This window comes from Zestomonas insulae (genome assembly GCF_016901015.1).
Lineage (GTDB): Bacteria > Pseudomonadota > Gammaproteobacteria > Pseudomonadales > Pseudomonadaceae > Aquipseudomonas > Aquipseudomonas insulae.
The window spans coordinates 183,869-204,046 of the sequence record NZ_JAFEUP010000002.1 but is presented as its reverse complement, the minus strand read 5'-3'; the positions used below and the strand labels follow the sequence as shown (position 1 = coordinate 204,046).

At 67.0% G+C, this 20,178-nt stretch carries 16 protein-coding genes and 1 riboswitch; of the genes, 10 read left to right on the top strand and 6 right to left on the bottom strand.

The features are described from left to right. Positions 1-28: 28 nt before the first annotated feature. Positions 29-367: a tryptophan synthase subunit beta gene (locus JQX08_RS06690; RefSeq protein ID WP_204915511.1), complete on the top strand. Its 339-nt coding sequence runs from the start codon at positions 29-31 to the stop codon at positions 365-367. A 12-nt stretch (positions 368-379) separates the two neighbouring features. Here the strand turns inward: JQX08_RS06690 and lapD are convergent, their stop codons facing one another. From lapD to JQX08_RS06670, 4 genes are all read right to left on the bottom strand, one after another. After that, a complete protein-coding gene (gene lapD / locus JQX08_RS06685) occupies positions 380-2,317 on the bottom strand; it encodes a cyclic di-GMP receptor LapD (RefSeq protein ID WP_204915510.1) in 1,938 nt (645 codons plus the stop codon). Positions 2,318-2,327: 10 nt separating this feature from the next. Continuing rightward, complete coding sequence (lapG, locus tag JQX08_RS06680) at positions 2,328-3,023, bottom strand: cysteine protease LapG (protein WP_204915509.1); 696 nt, start codon at positions 3,021-3,023, stop codon at positions 2,328-2,330. A gap of 177 nt (positions 3,024-3,200) precedes the next feature. After that, a complete protein-coding gene (locus JQX08_RS06675) occupies positions 3,201-3,446 on the bottom strand; it encodes a DUF1145 domain-containing protein (RefSeq protein ID WP_204915508.1) in 246 nt (81 codons plus the stop codon). Between the two features lie 209 nt (positions 3,447-3,655). Further along, positions 3,656-5,629: an alkyl/aryl-sulfatase gene (locus tag JQX08_RS06670; protein ID WP_204915507.1), complete on the bottom strand. Its 1,974-nt coding sequence runs from the start codon at positions 5,627-5,629 to the stop codon at positions 3,656-3,658. A gap of 106 nt (positions 5,630-5,735) precedes the next feature. On the opposite strand from JQX08_RS06670, the gene JQX08_RS06665 reads away from it, so the two are divergent. Further along, entirely contained in the window at positions 5,736-6,635 is a 900-nt protein-coding gene (locus JQX08_RS06665) for a LysR family transcriptional regulator (protein WP_204915506.1), read from the top strand. On the opposite strand, the gene JQX08_RS06660 is transcribed toward JQX08_RS06665, so the two are convergent. Next, positions 6,629-7,114: a hypothetical protein gene (locus tag JQX08_RS06660; protein ID WP_204915505.1), complete on the bottom strand. Its 486-nt coding sequence runs from the start codon at positions 7,112-7,114 to the stop codon at positions 6,629-6,631. The two genes, JQX08_RS06665 and JQX08_RS06660, sit on opposite strands and share 7 nt — an antisense overlap. A gap of 297 nt (positions 7,115-7,411) precedes the next feature. After that, a riboswitch (guanidine-I (ykkC/yxkD leader) is annotated at positions 7,412-7,511 on the top strand. A gap of 62 nt (positions 7,512-7,573) precedes the next feature. Between JQX08_RS06660 and JQX08_RS06655 the strand changes: the two genes are divergently transcribed. From JQX08_RS06655 to JQX08_RS06620, 8 genes are all read left to right on the top strand, one after another. Continuing rightward, the gene (locus tag JQX08_RS06655) at positions 7,574-8,641 is read left to right on the top strand and encodes a putative urea ABC transporter substrate-binding protein (RefSeq protein WP_204915504.1); all 1,068 of its coding nucleotides are present in this window, start codon (positions 7,574-7,576) and stop codon (positions 8,639-8,641) included. Positions 8,642-8,774: 133 nt separating this feature from the next. After that, on the top strand, positions 8,775-9,590 hold the full coding sequence (locus tag JQX08_RS06650) for an ABC transporter permease (RefSeq protein ID WP_204915503.1): 816 nt from the start codon (positions 8,775-8,777) through the stop codon (positions 9,588-9,590). After that, a complete protein-coding gene (locus JQX08_RS06645; RefSeq protein ID WP_204915502.1) occupies positions 9,587-10,408 on the top strand; it encodes an ABC transporter ATP-binding protein in 822 nt (273 codons plus the stop codon). The genes JQX08_RS06650 and JQX08_RS06645 overlap by 4 nt, the downstream gene beginning before the upstream one ends. Positions 10,409-10,410: 2 nt before the next feature. Then, entirely contained in the window at positions 10,411-11,139 is a 729-nt protein-coding gene (locus JQX08_RS06640) for an urea amidolyase associated protein UAAP1 (protein ID WP_204915501.1), read from the top strand. Between the two features lie 96 nt (positions 11,140-11,235). Then, entirely contained in the window at positions 11,236-11,871 is a 636-nt protein-coding gene (locus JQX08_RS06635; protein WP_204915500.1) for an urea amidolyase associated protein UAAP2, read from the top strand. 284 nt (positions 11,872-12,155) lie between these two features. Beyond that, positions 12,156-15,755 carry an urea carboxylase gene (gene uca / locus JQX08_RS06630; RefSeq protein ID WP_204915499.1) on the top strand — a complete coding sequence of 1,200 codons (3,600 nt, stop codon included), beginning with the start codon at positions 12,156-12,158 and terminating at the stop codon, positions 15,753-15,755. 77 nt (positions 15,756-15,832) lie between these two features. Then, a complete protein-coding gene (gene atzF, locus JQX08_RS06625; RefSeq protein ID WP_204915498.1) occupies positions 15,833-17,635 on the top strand; it encodes an allophanate hydrolase in 1,803 nt (600 codons plus the stop codon). A 100-nt stretch (positions 17,636-17,735) separates the two neighbouring features. Continuing rightward, complete coding sequence (locus JQX08_RS06620) at positions 17,736-18,353, top strand: response regulator (RefSeq protein WP_204915497.1); 618 nt, start codon at positions 17,736-17,738, stop codon at positions 18,351-18,353. Here JQX08_RS06620 and JQX08_RS06615 read toward each other — a convergent pair. Beyond that, complete coding sequence (locus JQX08_RS06615; RefSeq protein ID WP_204915496.1) at positions 18,322-20,130, bottom strand: hybrid sensor histidine kinase/response regulator; 1,809 nt, start codon at positions 20,128-20,130, stop codon at positions 18,322-18,324. The two genes, JQX08_RS06620 and JQX08_RS06615, sit on opposite strands and share 32 nt — an antisense overlap. Positions 20,131-20,178: the final 48 nt, after the last annotated feature.

Sequence of the window (20,178 nt, the reverse complement as noted above, 5' to 3'; positions counted from 1 at the left end):
CCGACCGTCATTCACTGAGGGAACCGCAATGTTCTATGTCCAGCGCGACAGCCAGGGCCACCTGATCCGCGTCGAACCCTCGTCCTTCGAGGGCGCCTCCGGCACCCTGCTACCGGACGATCACGAAGTGCAGGCCTGGCTCGCCAGTCAGGCCGCCGAAGATGGCCTGCTGCAGCTCAAGCAGAGCGATCTGGACATGATCCGAGTGCTCGAAGACTTGATCTCGGTGCTGATGACCAAAGGCGTCCTGCGCATCACCGACCTCCCCGCTGCGGCTCAGGCCAAACTGATGTCGCGGACCCAGGCGCGCGAAGCGCTGGGCGGCATCAGCCGCCTGATCAACGACGAGGAAACCGGGCTGATCTGAGGCCCGATTCCCTCAGCGCCACGCCGCTGGCGCGCCGAACAGTTGTCCCTGCACGCCCTGGATACCCATGGCGTCCAGCACCTCCAGCTCACCCTGAGTCTCCACCCGCTCCGCAATCAGCGGCAGATCAATGCTGTGCGCGGCGCGCTGCATGGCTTCGAGGAACAGGCGCTTGTCGCTTTCCGCGTCGATGGCGCGAATGAAGCTGCCGTCGACCTTCAGGTAGGCCAGACCGAGGCGGGCCAGGTTGCCGATCATGCTGAAGCGGCCGCCGAAGTGGGTGATGCTGAGGCTGAAGCCCAGGCTGCGCAGGCGCTGGGTGAGGCGCTCCAGTACCGCCTGCTCAGGCAGCTGGTCCTCCTCCAGTTCCAGCACCAGACGCGGGCCGAACTGGCGATGGCGTTGCAGCAGCTCGAACGCCTGCTCCAGTGCCGCCGCGTCGCGCAGCAACGCGCCGGACAGGTTCAGCGCCAGCACCTGGTCGTGACCGGCCAGCTGCTTCAGCACTTCTTCCAGCATCAGCACGTCGAGGCGCGCCGACCAACCGAAGCGCTCCAGCCAGGGTAGGAAGCGTCCGGCGGGCAGGCTTTCGCCACGCTCGCCCGGCAGGCGCGACAGCACCTTGTGGTGCAGCACCTGCTGCGGCGCACGACAGGCCACCACGGCCTGGAAATGCAGGACGAACTCCCGATTCTGCAAAGCCTGATCGAGGCGACGATGCCAGGCGTGGCTGTCGTCGCCGAGGCCGGCGCCGCTGCCCTGCTCGAGGCGCGCCCACTGCCGATCGGCCTGGCTTTCCGCCTTGGCCAGCGCCTCGTCGGCCAGCGACAGCACCTGCTGCGGCGCATCGCCAAAGCTGAACGGCACCAGGCCGATGTGCGCCACCGGCAGGCGATCGACCTCACCGGTCGCCGCCAACTGGGCCAGCGCGGCGTCCAGGCGCGCCGCCAGCAGCTCGGCCTCCTCGCCCATCATGCCCGCCGCCAGCACGGCGAACTCGCCACCGCGGCTGCGTGCCAGCAGCTGGCCGCCGCCAGTCAGGCGGGTCAGCTGCTCGGCGACCGCAGACAGCAGCCGATCGGTGCGCTGGCCGCCGAGACGCTGATTGAGGCCGGCCAGGTCGTTGATGCGTACCACCAGCAGGTGACCGCTACGGCTGTCTTCGTCGGCGAGGCGCGCCTGCAGCTGCATGTCGAAATAGCGCCGATTGCCGAGTCCGGTGAGGCTGTCGAGATAGGCCTCGTCGCGCAGCCGCTCGCTGCGCTGGGCCTGCTCCTGGAACAGCGCCTTGAGCTTCTCGACCATCTGGTTCATGGCCTGCACCACGCGGCGCAGCTCAGGGGTGCGTGGCAGTTCCGGCAGGCTGAGGAATTCGCGGCGGGCGATGGCGTGGGACTGCTCGACCATGTAATCCAGCGGGCGCAGCTGGCGACGCAGCAGCACCGCGCCGAGCAGCGCACTGGCCACCCCGCAGAGCAGCAGCCAGCCGAGACTGCCCAGCGCGCTGTTCCACAGGCGGGCGATGGCGAACATCGGGTGGCTGACCACCTCGACGCGCGCCGCCTGGGTCCAGCCGCTGCTGACGATGGCGTCGCCGCCGGCCGAAGCCAGACCGATCAGGGTGACGAACCACTGCGGCACCTGGGCCGCCTGCGCATCCGCCGGGCCGGTACGCTCGACGATCACCGCGCCACTGCGCAGGTCGATGACCCGGATGCTCTCGAAGTAGCCGCTGTCGAAGATCGAGCTGACCATCAACTCGACCATCGCCGGATCGTCGATGTTTGGCGTCAGCGACAGGCCCAGGGCGGTCGCCGCGTCCTGCGCATGCGAGCGCAGCTGGTTGACGTACTGCTCGCGCGAGCTTTCCAGGCCAACCATGAAACTGCCGCTGAAGGCGACGATCAGGAACAGGCAGATGGCAATCAACAATTGTCTGAACAGGGACATCTCGACTCCGCTATTCGCTCAGGGGAAAGCCTTCGGCCTTCATCTTTTTCAACAGGTCCTGCCAACGCGACAGCCGCTTGCTGTCCCCCGCCGGCTTGCTTTTGCCGCCGCTAGCCAGCCACAGCCCTTCGCCATTGAAGGCGTACACCGGCAGCAGGTCGTTGCGCTGGCTGGCCGGCAGGATGCTGCCGATCAGGTTGTCCAGCACCAACGGCACCGCGTCGGGTTTTTCGTAATAGGTCAGCACCATGTGCGCCTGATTGAGGCGCAGTGCCTTGACGTAGGTGATGCGCAGCTTGTCGGCCGGCACGCCCAGCTCGCGCAGGCTGAAGTACTTGCCGATCGCATAGTCCTCGCAGTCGCCGGCGCCCTTGAGCAGCGACTCGACCGGCGTCGCCCAGTAGTCGACCTGGCGCCAGATGCGTTGGTCGTCGCTGAAGCGCAACTGGGTATTGAAGAAGCGATTGACCGCCGTCAACTGTGCCGCCTCGCTGCCGCCCGCCTGTTCGGCGAGCAGCCGTTGCCAGGCGTCGATGCGGCGCAGGTTGTCGCCCTGCGGGCCGTACAGGCGTTCGATGCGCCGACCGATTTCAGCGAAGTCCCACGCCCCGAGCGCGCCGGAGAGCAGCGTCAGGCAGGCCAGCGTGGCCAGCGCAGCACGGCGCCAGTGAACGGTGGTGGAGGTTCGGGAACTGCTGATCCGCAATCGGACGCCCTGTTACGCACTGGCCGGATCACACTACGGTCCGGAACTCAGGGCGCAAATGGTGCGGGCTGGGCCGCGAAAAGACAATGGCACAATGAGATCACCCGGCCGCGCAACGCCGGTTCGGGTGATTGGGGGACGGCCGGGGCACGCCAGGGCGCCCGGCCGGAGGGGAACTCAGCGCAGGCTTTTCAGGTGCAGCACGCCAAACAGCAGCACCTGGACACGCTCCAGCCACGGCTTCGGCCGCAGCGCCAGACGGCGGTTGAACAGCAGCACTTCGCCAACATGCACCAGCAGCATGATGCCGGCCGCCGCCAGCAGCCAGCCGTGCAGCGGCGCGCTGAAGGGATAGATCACATTGAGCAGGGCAACCAGCCAGAACATGGCCAGCACGCCTTTGGCAAACGACAGGTGGTTCATGCAGCACTCCTTGGGGGGACAGATCGGCAGCCAGTGTGCCGGTTAAACCCGCGCGACTGTCCGCACTTTCGTTCGGGGCGCGCAGCCTGGGCCGCACAGGCCGGGCCTCGCAGGTCGGGCCGCGTAGGCTGGGCCGCTAAGGCCGGATCTCACAGAGCGACACGCACAGCTCGGGGCGCGCACCCAGCACGCCCCGAGCTGGCCGCGCGTCAGCTGTCCTGCTTGGGCGTGACGACATCGAACCAGAAGTCGAACTCGTCGAGCATGCCGAACAGTTTGCCCAGCAGCAGCGGGTTGCCGGAGGTCTTCAGCTTGCCCTGGGCGACCAGGCTCAGCGCCGAGACTTCCTTGAGCATCAGCCGGTTGAGGTCGGCGCGGTCGATGGTCACGGTCTGCCCGGCGTCTTCGCGCTGCACGCCCTTGATGTTGTTCAGGTGCGAGTTCTTCAGTTCCAGCAGGTACTTCTCGTTGATGTCCGGCAGCACCAGGTTGATCGCCAGCTCCTCACCGGCCGCCTTCTCGGCGTTCAGGCGCACGCCGATGAAGTCGAACACCAGCCCGGTGTCCATCGCCGCCAGGGCGCCAGCATTGGTCTTCGGCGTCGGCATGTTGCGCGGCACACCGTTGCGCAGCTCGCGGGCGGCGACCAGGTAGCTGTTGCGCCAGCCGGCGTTCTCCGCCTGGTAACCGAGCTGTTCCAGGGCGTCGGCCTGCAACTGACGCGCCGCCTGATTGCTCGGATCGGCGAACACCACCTTGTTGACCACTTCGACGACCCAGCGGTACTCGCCCTTGTCGAACGACTGCTGCGCCAGTTGCAGCACATGCTCGGCACCACCCATGTACTCGACGTACTTCTTCGCCGAGTCTTCCGGGCTGAGCGGGTCGAGGGTCGCTGGGTTGCCGTCGTAGTAGCCGAGGTACTTGTTCATCACCGCGCGCACGTTGTGGCTTACCGAACCGTGGTAGCCACGGTTGAACCACTCGTGGCCGAGCTCATCCGGCACGCTGAAGCGCTTGGAGATCTCGTTGATGGTCACGCCCTTGTTGGCCAGGTTCAGCGTGTGGTCGTTGAGGTAGCCGTACATGTCACGCTGCTTCTCCAGCGTGTTGACGATGTCCGTGTGGCCCCAGCGCGGCCAGTTGTGCGAGGCGAGCAGCACCTCGGCCTGCGTGCCGAAGCTATGCAGCGCCTCGTTGATGTACTTGCTCCAGGCCAGCGCATCGCGCACTTCGGCGCCGCGCAGGGTGTACAGGTTGTGCATGGTGCCGGTGACGTTCTCGGCGGCCAGCAGCGCCTTCTGTTGCGGCAGCCAGACGTTCATCTCGGCCGGCGACTCGGTGCCCGGGGTGTTCTGGAAGGTGACCGGTACGCCGTCGATGTCCATTTCCTCGCGCCCAGCCTTGATCAGCTTGGTCGGCGCGATCAGGCTCATCGGCCCACGCGCGGCGGACTTGCCGATGGCCATGTCGACCTGAGCCTGCGGACCTTTCTCCAAGTAGGTGCCGTACTGGAAGGAGCCGCGCCGGAACATCGCATTGCCGGCCAGCACGTTTTCCTTGATCGCCGCCTCCATGAAGCCGGCCGGCGCAATGATCGCCACCTCGCCCTTGTCCACCTGCTCCTGGCTGACCAGACCCTTCACCCCACCGAAGTGGTCGACGTGGGCGTGGGTATAGATGATCGCCTTGATCGGTTTCTGCCCGAGCTCCTGGCTGACCAGCGCGTAGGCCGCCTTGGCGGTGGCCGGGGTGATCAGCGTGTCGATGACGATCCAGCCGGTCTTGCCCTCGACGAAGGTGATGTTGGCCAGGTCGTAGCCGCGCACCTGATAGATGCCTTCGGCGGCCTTGTACAGCCCGGACTTGAGGTTGAGCTCGGCCTGGCGCTGAAGGCTCGGGTTGATCGACGCGTAAGCTTTGCCAGCGGTGAGGAAGTCATAACCGCCCAGCTCCCAGGCCACGCTGCCATCGTCGTTCTTGATCACCAGGTGGTCGGTACGCTTGATCAGCCCCCGCTCGGCCCGCTCGTAGTCGGCGCGGTCATTGAATGGCAGGCTGGCCTGGACCTGTTTCTGCGCTTCGACGGTGAAGCTGGTGGGCGGTTTCGGCGCAATGGCCTCAGCGGCCAGCAGCACGGGAGACAGGCCAGCCAAGACGGCGGCAACGGACAAACGGATCATCGACGGCTCCGGAGTTTGTTATTGGAGATAGAGTCGCTCGCACTATGGCGCAGGGCCTGCTAATAATTCCAATGCATTCCAATTCGATATCCGATGCAAATCACTCATGACAGACCTGCGCCAGCTCCGCCATTTCGTCGCCGTCGCCGAACACGGTCACTTCGCCCGTGCCGCGGCGGCGATCAACCTCAGCCAGCCGGCCCTCAGCCGCAGCATCCAGGCCCTGGAAGCCAACCTCGGCTGCAACCTGTTCGACCGTGGCGCACGCAACATCACCCTCACCGCCCACGGCCAACTCGTCCTCGAACACGCCCGGCGCCTGCTGGCCGGCAGCCGCGCGCTGCACAACGCGGTCAGCCAGCTGGGCAATCTGCAGGCCGGCGAGCTGCGCCTCGGCGCGGGCCCCTACCCGGCGGCGCGACTGATCCCCATCGCGCTCGGCGAACTGGCGCGGCGCTATCCCAAGGTGCGCGTGCAGCTGCTTATTGAAGACTGGGCAAGCCTGCGCCGCCGCCTGCTCAATGAGAACATCGAACTGTTCGTCGCCGACTGCCGCGAGCTGCGTGACGATCCGCTGCTCAGCGTGGAACCGCTGCGCGTGCGGCCCATGCTGTTCTTCTGCCGGCCGGGCCACCCGCTGCTGGCCCTCGCCGAACCAAGCGCCGCTGACATCGCCGCCTATTCGCTGGCCGCCACGCAGCTGCCCGAGGACGGCGCGCGGCGTCTGCAGGAGACATTGGGGCGCGAGCCGCTACCGGATATCCAGTGCGACAACTTCATGGTGCTCAAGGAGCTGGTGCGGCAGAGCGACGTGATCAGCTTCGCGCCAGAAGATGTGCTGACCTCGGCGCTGGTTGGCGGCGAGCTGGCCACCCTGCCACCACGCGAGGTGCTGCCTCGCAAGGGCTCGGCCTATGGTTTGGTCAGCCGCGCGGGGCACAGCCTGTCACCGGCGGCGCAGGCCCTGCGCGCGCTGATCTTCGCCGGCGACGTGGTGGCTCAGTAGCGCGGGCCGCCGCGGTAGCTGCCCGGCGGCGCCGAGCGCATGTCCTGACGATAGCCGGAGCCGTTGTGCTGGTAATGCTTCTGGGCGTTCTTCGGCGGCGCCACGTAGCGCGGCCGGTCATGCCCGCGCAGTTGCTGGTAGGGGTACACCCGCCCGTCCTGGCCGCGGTAGTAGCGCGGCTGGCCATGCCGCTGCTGATCGTAGCGACGCTGGTCGTAGCCACGGTTGTCATAGCGGCGGTTGTCGTAGCGCTGATCGCTGTAGTGGCGCTGCACGTTGTAGTTGCGCGGGTAGCTGTTGTAGCTGCGCGTCTCGAAATTCGAGCCATACAGCACCGGGCCGCCATACACCGGGTACACCGGCACGCTACGCACCTCGCTGTAGCGGCGCGGATAGGGGTCGTAGTCGTAGTAGTCGTAACTGGCACAGCCGCCGAGCAGCAGTGTCAGGCAGGTCAGCATCAGGGATCGGCAGTACATGGCGGCCTCCTTCGACCGCAGGGGAGTCGATGGCTGAGGCGTACAGGGCCATCTGCACAGTTTGACCCCGTTCCCGAGCGCCGGTGCCTGCCGCAGGTCCGGAACTTCCATTACCAGTTGTTTCATGCACCAGGATGGCGCGCCGCGCCTTCTTTTCGCGCGCAGCCAGCGCCGTCGTACTCCCGCATTACCCCACGCAACCGCCAGCCCGCGCGGTTTGCGCAAGTTGGCACGCCCTTCGCTATGGGACAGGTGTGCAGGATCACCCGGACGACCGGGTCGCGGCACCACAACATGCTAATGGCTGGCTAGGGTTCCGGCTCGTTCAGGCGAGTGACTGGTCCGAGAGCTGGCGACCTCCAGTGAGGTTACACGGCGGGACAAAAGCCCGGGAGAACGCGCCCTGACCAGTCAGGTGATGCCGCTCCTGCTGCCTTTTTCTCGAACTGGAGGTTCCTCATGCGTAAACCCCGTCTGTTCGCTTTAGCCGCCGCCGGCCTCGCCGCCGCCCTCAGCCTCTCCGCGCACGCCGAGCAGAAAGACAAATTCAACGTCTGCTGGACCATCTACGCCGGCTGGATGCCCTGGGAGTACGGCGCCAGCAAGGGCATCGTCGACAAGTGGGCGAAGAAGTACGGGATCGAGATCGAGGTCACCCAGCTCAACGACTACGTCGAGTCGATCAACCAGTACAGTGCCGGCCAGTTCGACGGCTGCACCATGACCAACATGGATGCGCTGACCATTCCGGCCGCCGGCGGCGTCGACTCCACCGCGCTGATCGTCGGCGACTTCTCCAACGGCAACGACGGCCTGGTGATCAAGGGCGAAGGCAAGAAACTCGCCGACCTGAAAGGCATGCCGATCAACCTGGTCGAGCTGTCCGTCTCCCACTACTTCCTCGCCCGCGCCTTGGAAAAGGCTGGTCTCAGCGAGAAGGACGTCAAGGTGGTGAACACCTCCGACGCCGACATCGCCAGCGCCTTCAACACCAGCGACGTGCAAGCCGCCGCCACCTGGAACCCGATGCTCGCCGAGATCAAGGCCAAGCCCGGCGTCAGCGAAGTGTTCGACTCCAGCAAGATCCCCGGCGAGATCATGGACATGATGGTGGTCAACACCGAGACCCTCAAAGACAACCCGGCGCTGGGCAAAGCCCTGACCGGCGCCTGGTTCGAAATCCTCGCCCTGATGAACAGCGGCAGCGCCGAAGGCCAGGCCGCCCTCGAGCACATGGCCAAGGCCTCCGGCACCGACCTCGCCGGCTTCCAGGCGCAGCTGGCCACCACCAAGCTGTTCTACACGCCGAAGGAAACCCTGGAGTTCGCCACCAGCCCGAAACTGCCGGCCACCATGACCAAGGTCGCCGAGTTCTCCTTCAGCCACGGCCTGCTCGGCGAAGGCGCGAAAGACGCCACCGCGGTGGGCATGAGCTTCGCCCGCGACGTGGTCACCGGCGACAAGAGCAACGTCAAGCTGCGCTTCGATCCGAGCTATGTGCAGCTGGCGGCCGAAGGAAAACTCTGAACTCCAGCTCAGCTAGATACCCGCTCCACGTTTATTGGGTCCCCGCCTTCGCGGGGACGACGCTGCCGACCAGGCAATCCCCGTCATCCCCGCGCAGGCGGGGATCCAGACACCAGCAACACGAGGTAGCCTCATGCGCCTGATCAACCGCCACCCGGATCGCCCCAGCCGCCTGCTGTTGCTGATCCTGCCGTTCGCCCTGCTGCTGTTCGTCTATTTCACGGGCTCGGCGGCGCGGCTGACGGAGAACCCCAACGACAAGCTGCTGCCCAGCGCCGCGCAGATGGCCGATGCCGTCGAACGCCTGGCCTTCACCGAGGACAAGCGCAGCGGCCAGTACCTGTTCTGGCAGGACACCGCGTCCAGCCTGACCCGCCTCGGCATCGGCCTGGGCGTCGCCGCCCTCGCCGGCCTGTGCCTGGGCCTGGCCTCGGGCACCTTGCCGCTGTTCGGCGCCCCGCTGTCGCCGCTACTCACCGTGTTGTCGATGATTCCGCCGCTGGCCGTGCTGCCGATCCTGTTCATCGTGTTCGGCCTCGGCGAGCTGTCCAAGGTGATGCTGATCGTCTTCGGCATCACCCCCTGCATCGCCCGCGACATCGAACAGCGTGCCCGGGAAATCCCCAAGGAAATCCTCATCAAGGCGCAGACCCTCGGCGCTAGCACCTGGACCCTGATCCTCCGCGTGGTGCTGCCGCAACTGCTGCCGCGCCTGCTGATCTCGCTGCGCCTGATGCTCGGCTCGGCCTGGCTGTACCTGATCGCCGCCGAAGCCATCGCCAGCACCGACGGCCTTGGCTATCGGATCTTCCTGGTGCGCCGCTACATGGCGATGGACGTGATCCTCCCCTACGTGGTGTGGATCACCCTGCTCGCCTGGCTGATGGACCTCGGCCTGCGCCGCGTCACCCAGCTGGCGTTCCCCTGGTACGAAGGAGCCAAGGCATGAGCACCGTGAAATCCGCCGGCGCCTTCATCCAAGTCAAAAACGTCTGGCAACAGTACGGCGACCAGACCGTGTTGGAGAACCTCAACCTGGACATCGCCGAGGGCGAGTTCTGCACCCTGGTCGGCGCGTCCGGCTGCGGCAAGTCGACCTTCCTGCGCCTGCTGCTCGGCCAGGAACGCGCCAGCCGCGGGCAGATCCTTCTCGATGGCCAGCCGCTGGCCGGCGAACCGGATGCCAGCCGCGGCGTGGTGTTCCAGCGCTACTCGGTGTTCCCGCACCTGACCGTGCTCGACAACGTGGCCATCGGCCTGGAGCTGCCGCGCTCGCCGCTGTTCGGCCGGCTGTTCGGCGCCGCCAAACGCGAGGCCCGCGAACAGGCCGCCGCGCTGCTGCAGAAAGTCGGCCTCGGCCACGCCCTGGACAAGTACCCGAGCGCGCTGTCCGGCGGCATGCAGCAGCGCCTGGCGATTGCCCAGGCGCTGATCACCAAGCCGCGCGTACTGCTCCTCGACGAACCGTTCGGTGCGCTCGACCCGGGCATCCGCAAGGACATGCACGAACTGCTGCTCGGCCTGTGGCACGAGACCCAGCTGACCGTGTTTATGGTCACCCACGACCTCTCCGAAGGCTTCAGCCTCGGCACGCGCATCCTGGTGTTCGACAAGCTGCGCCACGACCCGCACGCACCGAACGCCTATGGCGCGCGGATCACCTACGACATTCCCCTGAACAGCGACCGCCGCGCCGCGCGCGCCGCCGTCGACGCCCTGCCGGCGCATGTCACCGGCCACCTGCAACCTGCCTTTCAAGGAGCCTGAGCATGACGGCCTCTCTCGCCCTGCGCCCGACCCTGTATGAAGAAACCGTCCCCGGCGGCGGCCACACCTCGTTCGTCCTCAAGCGCGGCCAAGTGCTGCGCCTCACCGATCTGGAAGGCGGCGCCAACGTCAGCGTGCTGCTGCTCAGCGCCGAGGAAAAAAGCGAGCGCCTGAACCTGCCGGACACCCTCAAGTGCCAGCACACCGCCAAGCTCACCGAGGGCCACTGCCTGTACTCGGACATGGGCCGCGTGCTGGCGGCGATCACCGCCGATACCTGCGGCTGGCACGACAGCTTCGGCGGCGTGCTGAACGCCGCCGAAGTCGCCGAGAAGTACGGCGCCGGTCGCTACCAGGAACTGCGCAACGGCTACTTCCGCAACGGCGTGGACAACCTGCTGGTGGAAATGGGCAAGTGGAACCTCAACCTGCAGGACCTGCTGATGGCGCTGAACCTGTTCAGCAAGGTCAGCGTGGACCGCGACGGCTGCTTCCACTTCGAGCCGGGCAACTCCAAGGCCGGCGACTACGTCGAGCTGTACGCGCCGATGGACACCCTGGTGGTGCTCACCGCCCTGCAGCACCCCCTCGATCCCAACCCGCAGTACGCGCCGAAGCCGGTGCAGCTGACCTGGAGCCGCGTCGAGAGCGACGGCATCAGCATCCTCTGCCGCACCTCGCGCCCGGAAAACGGCCGCGGCTTCCACAACACCGAACGCCTGTTCATTTGATTGGGTCCCCGCCTTCGCGGGGATGACGACAGAACCCAGCAGACCGTCATTCCCGCGAAGGCGGGAACCCAATGAACAATCAGGAGAAAACTGCCGATGACCCTTACCGCCAGCGACAAACACCCCGAAGCCGCCGTGTATCGCCACGTGATCCCCGCCGGCGAGCCGTTCCTCTGCGAAGTGAAGGCCGGGCAAACCGTGCGCCTGCTCGACCTGGAAGGCAACCAGGCGGTCGACACCCTGTTCTACAGCGCCCGCAACCCGCGCGAGCGCTACGACCCGCAGCGCACCCTGCGCAAGCAGAACAACGTCTACCTGACCACCGGCACCGTCCTCTACTCCAACCTGGGCAACCCGCTGCTGACCATCAGCGCCGACACCTGCGGCCGCCACGACACCCTCGGCGGCGCCTGCGCGCAGGAGAGCAACACCGTGCGCTACGCCCTGGACAAGCGCTACATGCACAGCTGCCGCGACAACTTCCTGCGCGCCAGCCTGCACGACGGCCGCCTGGAGAAGCGCGACATCGGCGCCAACATCAACTTCTTCATGAACGTACCGGTCACCCCGGAAGGCGGCCTGACCTTCGAGGACGGCATCTCCGCGCCGGGCAAGTACGTCGAGCTGAAGGCACACATGGACGTCATCGTGCTGATCTCCAACTGCCCGCAGCTGAACAACCCGTGCAACGCCTACAACCCGACTCCGGCCGAGGTGCTGGTATGGGACTGAAGCGGCTGCGCGAGTGGTTGTTCCGGTTGTGCCAGAGCCGCTCGGGACAATGCCTACCCGCCTCCTCCCCTCTCCCACCGGGAGAGGGGCCGGGGGTGAGGGAGACCAGGCCAGACCGATAGCTGGGCCCCTCACCCCAGCCCTCTCCCAGAGGGCGAGGGGGCTAATCCGAGTAGCAACAACCCTCTCCCGAATGGAGAAGGGGAAAAGCCTTTCAGCCACGGACGACCGTGGTGCAGACGAATAAGACGGGACGGCCCGTCATCCCTTTCGAGGGTTCTGCAATGTTCGACAAACTCCTGATCGCCAACCGCGGCGCCATCGCCTGCCGCATCCTGCGTACCCTGCGCGCCCTCGACGTGCAGGGCGTGGCGGTGTACTCCGAAGCCGATGCCGCCAGCCTGCATATCCAGCAGGCCGACGAAGCCTTCAGCCTCGGCGAAGGCCCGGCCGCCGGCACCTATCTGATGGTCGACAAGATCCTCGCCGTGGCCAAGCAGACCGGCGCCACTGCCATCCACCCCGGTTACGGCTTCCTCTCCGAGAACGCCGCCTTCGCCGAAGCCTGCGAAGCGGCCGGCATCGCCTTCGTCGGTCCGACCCCGGAGCAGCTGCGCGTGTTCGGCCTCAAGCACACCGCCCGGGCGCTGGCCAAGCAGCACGGCGTGCCGATGCTGGAAGGCACCGAACTGCTGGAAAACCTCGCCGCCGCGCTGAAGGCCGGTGACGAGGTCGGCTACCCGGTGATGCTGAAGAGCACCGCCGGCGGTGGCGGCATCGGCATGCGCGTATGCCGCAGCGCCGAGGAGCTGTCGGACGCCTTCGAAGCGGTCAAGCGCCTCGGGCAGAACAACTTCAGCGACTCCGGCGTGTTCATCGAGAAGTACATCCAGCGCGCCCGCCACCTGGAAGTGCAGGTGTTCGGCGACGGCCAGGGCGAAGTGCTGGCCCTCGGCGTGCGCGACTGCTCGGTGCAGCGGCGCAACCAGAAGGTGCTGGAAGAAACCCCGGCACCGAACCTGCCAGCCGGCATGGCCGAGGAACTCTGCGCGGCGGCGATCAAGCTGGCCAAGGCGGTCAGCTACCGCAGCGCCGGCACCGTCGAATTCGTCTACGACAGTGAGGCCGAGCGCTTCTACTTCCTCGAAGTGAACACCCGCCTGCAGGTCGAACACGGCGTCACCGAACAGGTGTGGGGCGTCGACCTGGTGCGCTGGATGATCGAACTGGCGGCCGGCGATCTGGCTCCGCTCAGCGAACTGGGCAAAGACCTGAAGCCCTGCGGCCACGCCATCCAGGCCCGCCTGTACGCCGAAGACCCGGGCCGCGACTTCCAGCCGAGCCCGGGCCTGTTAACTGCCGTCGACTTCCCCAAGGCGGATGGCAAGGCGCTGCGCATCGACACCTGGGTCGAAGCCGGCTGCGAGATTCCGCCCTACTTCGACCCGATGATCGCCAAAGTCATCACCTGGGCGCCGAGCCGCGCCGAGGCCAGCGCCGCGCTGAGTCAGGCGCTGGCCGACTCGGTGCTGTACGGCGTGGAGTCCAACCGCGACTACCTGCGGCAGATTCTGGTCGACGTGCCGTTCGCCAGCGGCTCGCCGTGGACCCGCTGCCTGGAAGGCCTGGTGTATCAGGCCAACACCTTTGAAGTGCTGTCCGCCGGCACCCAGACCACCGTGCAGGACTACCCCGGCCGCCTCGGCTACTGGGCGGTCGGCGTGCCGCCGTCGGGGCCGATGGACGACCGCGCGCTGCGCCTGGGCAACCGCCTGCTCGGCAATGACGAAGGCGCCGCCGGCCTGGAAATCACCATGAGCGGGCCGACCCTGCGCTTCAACACCGCTGCGGTGGTGGCGGTCACCGGCGCGGCGATTCCGCTCAGCGTGGATGGCATCGCCCAACCGCTGAACACCGCGCTGGCGATCAAGGCCGGCAGCACGCTGAGCCTCGGCACCATCGCCGGCAGCGGCGCTCGCGCTTATCTGACCTTGCGCGGCGGCCTGCAGGTGCCGGATTACCTGGGTTCGAAAAGCACCTTCACCCTCGGCCAGTTCGGCGGCCACGGCGGCCGCGCGCTGCGGGCCGGCGACGTGCTGCACATTCCACCTCTCGGCGATACGAGCAGCGGCGCGCAACTGCCTGCCGCACTGTGCACCGCGCTGCCCGCGGTCCGCGAAATCCGCGTGATCTACGGCCCGCACGGCGCCCCGGAATACTTCACCCCGGCCTACATCGAGACCTTCTTCGCCACCGCCTGGGAAGTGCACTTCAACTCCAGCCGCACCGGCGTGCGGCTGATCGGTCCGAAACCGGAATGGGTGCGCGAGAGCGGCGGCGAAGCCGGCCTGCACCCGTCGAACATCCACGACAACCCCTACGCCATCGGCGCGGTGGACTTCACCGGCGACATGCCGGTGATCCTCGGCCCGGACGGCCCGAGCCTCGGCGGCTTCGTCTGCCCGGTGACCATCATCGAGGCCGACCTGTGGCAGCTCGGCCAGCTCAAGGCCGGCGACAAGGTGCGCTTCGTGCCGGTCAACATCGACACCGCTCGCGCCCTGGCCAAGGCGCGCAAGGCCGAGAGCCTGGCACTGGAACCCGTCGACGTGGCCTGGCGAGCGATCGGCCTGGAGCCGCCGGTGATCCTCGACATCGGCAGCCAGGACAAGCGCCTGGTCGCCCGCCTCTCCGGCGACACCCATCTGCTGCTGGAAATCGGCCAACCGGAACTCGACCTGGTGCTGCGCTTCCGTGGCCACGCGCTGATGCAGGCGCTGGAAGCCAAGCAGATCGCCGGGGTGATCGACCTGACCCCGGGCATCCGCTCGCTGCAGGTGCACTACCAGCCGGAAACCCTGTCGCTGGCCAACCTGCTGGCGCTGGTGATCGGCGAGTGGGACGCGGTGTGCAACGCCCAGGACCTCAAGGTGCCGTCGCGCATCGTCTACCTGCCGCTGTCCTGGGACGACCCGGCCTGCCAGCTGGCCATCGAGAAGTACATGACCACGGTGCGCAAGGACGCGCCCTGGTGCCCGAGCAACCTGGAGTTCATCCGCCGCATCAACGACCTGCCCAACCTCGACGAGGTGTACCGCACGGTATTCGACGCCAGCTATCTGGTGATGGGCCTCGGCGACGTCTACCTCGGCGCGCCGGTGGCCACCCCGCTGGACCCGCGCCATCGCCTGGTCACCACCAAGTACAACCCGGCGCGCACCTGGACCGCGGAGAACTCGGTGGGCATCGGCGGCGCCTACATGTGCGTGTATGGCATGGAAGGCCCCGGCGGCTACCAGTTCGTCGGCCGCACCCTGCAGATGTGGAACCGCTACCGCGCGGTCGCCGCGTTCGACGGCAAACCGTGGCTGCTGCGCTTCTTCGACCAGATCCGCTTCTACCCGGTGGGCGCCGACGAGCTGCTGCAGATTCGCCGCGACTTCCCGCTTGGTCGCTACGACCTGCGCATCGAACACAGCGAACTGGCGCTGGCCGACTACCAGCAGTTCCTCGCTGATGAAGCCGAGGGCATCGCCGCGTTCCGCGGCCAGCAGCAGGCGGCGTTCAACGCCGAGCGCGAACGCTGGATCGCCTCCGGCCAGGCGCACTTCGAGAGCGAGGAAGCGGTCGTCGAACTCGGCGAGGACGCCCCGCTGGCTGTCGGTCAGCACGCCATCGAGAGCCACATCGCCGGCAACCTCTGGCAGGTGCAGGTCGAGGCTGGCTGCGAGGTGAAGGCCGGCGACGTGCTGGTGATCCTCGAGTCGATGAAGATGGAAATCCCCCTCACCGCCCCGCGCGACGGCGTGGTCCGCGAAGTCCGCGTGCAACCCGGTTCGCCGGTGCGCGCCGGGCAGCGGGTGGTGGTACTGGAAGAAGCCTGAGCTGCTTTGCTCCCCTCTCCCGCCGACGGGAGAGGGCATGATCGAGCAAGCCTGACAGTCCGAGAAGGAAACTGAGCATGACCCACGAATTCGATCTGCGCCTGGATGCCCTGAAAGCCGCCTACCGCGATGGCCAGACCACTCCGCGCCAGCTGATCGCCGCGCTGCGCGACAAGGCCGCCGCGCTGAATCCCGACTACCACCTGTTTATCCACCTGTTGAGCCTGGAGGAGCTGGAGCCGTACCTGGCCGTACTCGACGGCCACAGCGTCGACAGCCTGCCGCTGTATGGCGTGCCGTTCGCCATCAAGGACAACATCGACCTGGCCGGCATTCCCACCACGGCGGGCTGCCCGGCCTTCGCCTACACCCCGGACAGCAGCGCCACCCTGGTCGCCCAACTGATCGCCCTCGGCGCCGTGCCGCTGGGCAAGGCCAACCTCGACCAGTTCGCCACCGGCCTCAACGGCACCCGCTCACCCTACGGCGCCTGCCCGAACTCGGTGCACCCGGACTATCCGTCCGGCGGCTCCAGCTCCGGCTCGTCGCTCGCCGTGGCGCTCGGCGTCGCCAGCTTCGCGCTGGGCACCGACACCGCCGGCTCCGGCCGGGTGCCGGCGGCTCTGAACAACCTGATCGGCCTGAAAGCCACCAAAGGGCTGATCTCCACCGCCGGCCTGGTGCCGGCCTGCCGCACCCTCGACTGCATCACCTACTTCACCGCCACCGCGCGCGAGGCCAGCCAACTGCTGGCACTGACCGCCAAGCGCGACCCGCGCGACGAATACAGCCGCAGCAACCCGTTGTGGAACGACGCCAGCGCCTTCGGCGCCCCGCGCAAAGGCTTCCGCTTCGGCGTGCCCAAGCAGCTGGAGTTCCTCGGCTGCACGGAAAGCCCGGCACTGTTCGCCGCGAGCATCGAGCAGCTCAAGGCGCTCGGTGGCGAGGCGGTGGAAATCGACTTCGCGCCGTTCCTCGAAGCCGCGCGTCTGCTCTACGAAGGCCCCTGGGTGGCCGAGCGCTACAGCCTCGCCGGTGAGCTGATCGAACAGCAGCCCGATGCCGTGCTGCCGGTGATCCGCGCCGTGCTGGAGAAGGCCCCAAGCGTCAGCGGCGTCGAGACCTTCCGCGCCCAATACCGTCTGCAGGCGCTGAAGATACTGTGCGACGCGATCCTCAGCGACCTCGACTGCGTGCTCACCCCGGCCTACCCGCGTCCGGTGACCCTGGCCGAGCTGGCCGCCGAACCGGTCAAGCGCAATTCGGATCTGGGCTACTACACCAACTTCATGAACATGCTCGACTACGCCGCCGTGGCGGTACCGGCCGGTTTCATGGCCAACGGCCTGCCCTGGGGTGTGACCCTGTTCGGCCGCGCCTTCACCGACCAGTACCTGCTCGGCCTGGCCGACGCGCTGCAGCGCCACACCAGCCTGCCACTCAGCGGCGCGCGCGCCCTGCAGCTCGCCGCTCCGGCGACGGTCGCGCGCAACGACATGGCCCGCGTGGTGGTGTGTGGCGCGCATCTGGACGGCCTGCCGCTCAACTGGCAACTGCGCCAGCGCGGCGGCCGACTGGTCGAGGCGACCCGCAGCTCGCCGGACTATCAGCTCTACGCGCTGGCCGGCGGCCCGCCGTTCCGCCCGGGCATGGTGCGCGTCAGCGAGGGTGGCGCGGCCATCGAGGTGGAGGTCTGGGAACTGCCGAGCGCCGAGCTGGGTTCGTTTCTGACCGGCATCCCGGCGCCACTGGGATTGGGCAAGGTACAGCTCGCCGATGGCCGTTGGGAGACCGGCTTCATCTGTGAGCCCTACGGCCTGGAGGGCGCAAAAGCCATTACCAATTTGGGTAGCTGGCGCGCCTACCTCGCCTCCCGCTGAATTACCGGGCCGTACCGCCCCCCCACCTCGGGCGGTTACCCTACTCGCGGCCCGCACTACGCTGCTGCGGACAACAATATGAGGTGGCAAGGCAGTATTTATGTCCGCACTCCTGAACCAGCTTCCAGCCAGTCTCAACCTGCTGCTGGTCGATGATCACAACCTTCTCCTCGACGGGCTGAGCCTCGTGCTCGGCTCGCTGGCGCCCGATCTGCGCATTCACAAGGCACAAACCGCCGAAGAGGCACGACAGCTCGTCGGAAAACAGGACTTCGACCTGATCCTGCTCGACCTGCGGCTGCCCGACGGTTCCGGGCTGGATTTGCTGCGTCGCTGGCAGCAAGAGGGACGGCTAACGCCGGTGGCAATCCTCAGCGCCACCGACGCCAGCCATGAGGTGCAGGCCGCCTACGCCGCTGGCGCGCGCGGCTTCATCTCGAAGAACTGTGGTGCCGAAGCGCTGCGCGACGCGGTCAGCCGCGTGCTGCTCGGCGAAGTGCTGCCCGGACCGGCCGCACGGTCCCACGGCCGCCTGACCCAGCGGCAGTTCGACATCCTGCTGCTGCTCGCCGAAGGCCTGCCGAACAAGCTGATCAGTCGCCGTCTGCACATCAGCCAGGACACCGTGAAGTTCCACCTCAAGGTGCTGTTCCAGGAACTCGGGGTGAACAACCGCACCGCCTGTGTCAGCGCGGCGCGGCAACTTGGGCTGCTGTAGTCGGTCGTTTGCCGATCTGCACGGCGAGGGCCTGCAGCAGACGTACCGGTAGGATCGGCTTGCCGAACAGCATGACGTTGGCGAGGGCACAGCGGTCGGCCAGCACCGAGCTGACGTCCGCAGTGATCAGCACGGCTGGCAGCTGCCGACCGATGCGCTGACGCACCGCCTCGATGACCTGCAGGCCATCCTCGCCATTGCCCAGGCGAAAATCGCTGATCAGCAACTGCGGGCTCGCCGCCGCCAACTGGAGCTCGGCTTCCGCCAGCGAGGCACAGGCGGTCACCGTGCAGCCCCAGCGGGTGAGCAGCCCACTCAAGGCCTCGCGGCTCGATTGGTCGTCCTCCACCAGCAAGACTCGTGCGTCGAGTCGCGCACCCGCCGGCACTGTCGGCAGCGTCGGATTTGCCGTATGCAATGGCTCGCAGAGCTTCAACTGCAGGGTGAAGCGCGCGCCCTCGCCGAGTGCCGAGGTCAGCGTCAGCGGGTGGCCGAGCAGGCTCGCCAGCTGACGGACGATCGCCAGCCCCAGCCCCAAGCCCCGCTCGCCGCCGGGTCGATTGCGTTCCAGCTGCTGGAACTCCTCGAAGGCCCGACTCTGCTCCTCGGGGCTGAAACCGCGACCGTCGTCGCCGACCTCCAGAGTGACCTCCCCGCCGGTCAACTCGGTGCGCAGCCAGACCCGTGTCGCGCGCGAATGGCGCAGCGCATTGGTGAGCAGGTTGCGCAGGATGCGCTCAAGCAACAGCGGGTCGCTGCGCACCCAGAGCTCTGACTCGCAGGTCAGCGTCAGCGCCAGCCCCTGCCGCGACGCTTCGGTGTTGGCCTCCGCCGCCAGTCGCTCGAGCAGCGGCCGTAAGGCCACCGGTTGCGGCTGGACCTGCACCACGCCCGGCAAGCTCAGGCTGGTGTAGTCGAGCAGCGATTGCAGCAGGCAGCCGAGTTGCTTGACCGAGGCCGACAGACGCCGGCTGATGTCGCCCATCTCGTCGTCCCCGGCGTGCTCCTGCAGATGCTCGGCGTACAACCCCATGGCGTTCAGCGGCTGGCGCAGGTCGTGGCCGACCGCCGCGAGCAGGCGCATGCGCCGCGCATCCTCTTCCTCGCGCTGGCGGGCGATGTCGAGCAGCGCGAATCGCAGCCAGGTAGTCCGCCGGCCATGATCGCGGCGATAGACGCTGAAGAAGCCGATGAGGGTGATGCACAGCAGTGTGGAGACCTGGTATTCCAGCTCGCTGCCGCCCTGCCCGTCGGGCATCAGGCCGAACACCACATACAGAATGCTCAGCAGCCAGGACGCGCAGATGATCTGCCGGAACGTCAGCTGCAAGACCATGTAGACCAGCATCAGCATGATCAGCATGCCGTCGACGAAGATACCCACGCCGTGCTGCGTGCCGACCCTGGCGACCGCCACCACCGTCAGCCCATAAAGCAGATAGGCGACGACATAGCCCAGCTCCACTCGGCCGGGATGATCGCGATGCAACTGGCAATACACCGCGGCCAGTGTGGAGACACCTATGCCTAGCAGGCGCAGCGGCAATATCGCCCGCGCCACCTCACCGGGCAGGGAGAGAAAATCCAGCAGGATCAGCAACCCGATGAACACCGGGACGCCAATCGCGTAGAGCAAGCGCCGGGTAGCGCTGGTCAGACGCTGGCGGCGATAGTCCACGTACACCGCCTCCAGCGCTGGGCTGAAGCGCAGATTACGATGTCCGCGCCGCTGTTGGCTCAGCAACGCCTGATGCCATGCTTCCTGGCTGTTCAACATGGACGGCTCCCCTGATAAAGAAACTGGAGTATGCCTGCCCGACCCGCA

Coding starts and splice junctions, on each gene's coding strand:
- JQX08_RS06690 (WP_204915511.1), top strand. CDS start 29: ATGTTCTATGTCCAGCGCGACAGCCAGGGCCACCTGATCCGCGTCGAA.
- lapD (WP_204915510.1), bottom strand. CDS start 2,317: ATGTCCCTGTTCAGACAATTGTTGATTGCCATCTGCCTGTTCCTGATC.
- JQX08_RS06675 (WP_204915508.1), bottom strand. CDS start 3,446: ATGAACCACCTGTCGTTTGCCAAAGGCGTGCTGGCCATGTTCTGGCTG.
- JQX08_RS06670 (WP_204915507.1), bottom strand. CDS start 5,629: ATGATCCGTTTGTCCGTTGCCGCCGTCTTGGCTGGCCTGTCTCCCGTG.
- JQX08_RS06665 (WP_204915506.1), top strand. CDS start 5,736: ATGACAGACCTGCGCCAGCTCCGCCATTTCGTCGCCGTCGCCGAACAC.
- JQX08_RS06660 (WP_204915505.1), bottom strand. CDS start 7,114: ATGTACTGCCGATCCCTGATGCTGACCTGCCTGACACTGCTGCTCGGC.
- JQX08_RS06655 (WP_204915504.1), top strand. CDS start 7,574: ATGCGTAAACCCCGTCTGTTCGCTTTAGCCGCCGCCGGCCTCGCCGCC.
- JQX08_RS06650 (WP_204915503.1), top strand. CDS start 8,775: ATGCGCCTGATCAACCGCCACCCGGATCGCCCCAGCCGCCTGCTGTTG.
- JQX08_RS06645 (WP_204915502.1), top strand. CDS start 9,587: ATGAGCACCGTGAAATCCGCCGGCGCCTTCATCCAAGTCAAAAACGTC.
- JQX08_RS06640 (WP_204915501.1), top strand. CDS start 10,411: ATGACGGCCTCTCTCGCCCTGCGCCCGACCCTGTATGAAGAAACCGTC.
- JQX08_RS06635 (WP_204915500.1), top strand. CDS start 11,236: ATGACCCTTACCGCCAGCGACAAACACCCCGAAGCCGCCGTGTATCGC.
- uca (WP_204915499.1), top strand. CDS start 12,156: ATGTTCGACAAACTCCTGATCGCCAACCGCGGCGCCATCGCCTGCCGC.
- atzF (WP_204915498.1), top strand. CDS start 15,833: ATGACCCACGAATTCGATCTGCGCCTGGATGCCCTGAAAGCCGCCTAC.
- JQX08_RS06620 (WP_204915497.1), top strand. CDS start 17,736: ATGTCCGCACTCCTGAACCAGCTTCCAGCCAGTCTCAACCTGCTGCTG.
- JQX08_RS06615 (WP_204915496.1), bottom strand. CDS start 20,130: ATGTTGAACAGCCAGGAAGCATGGCATCAGGCGTTGCTGAGCCAACAG.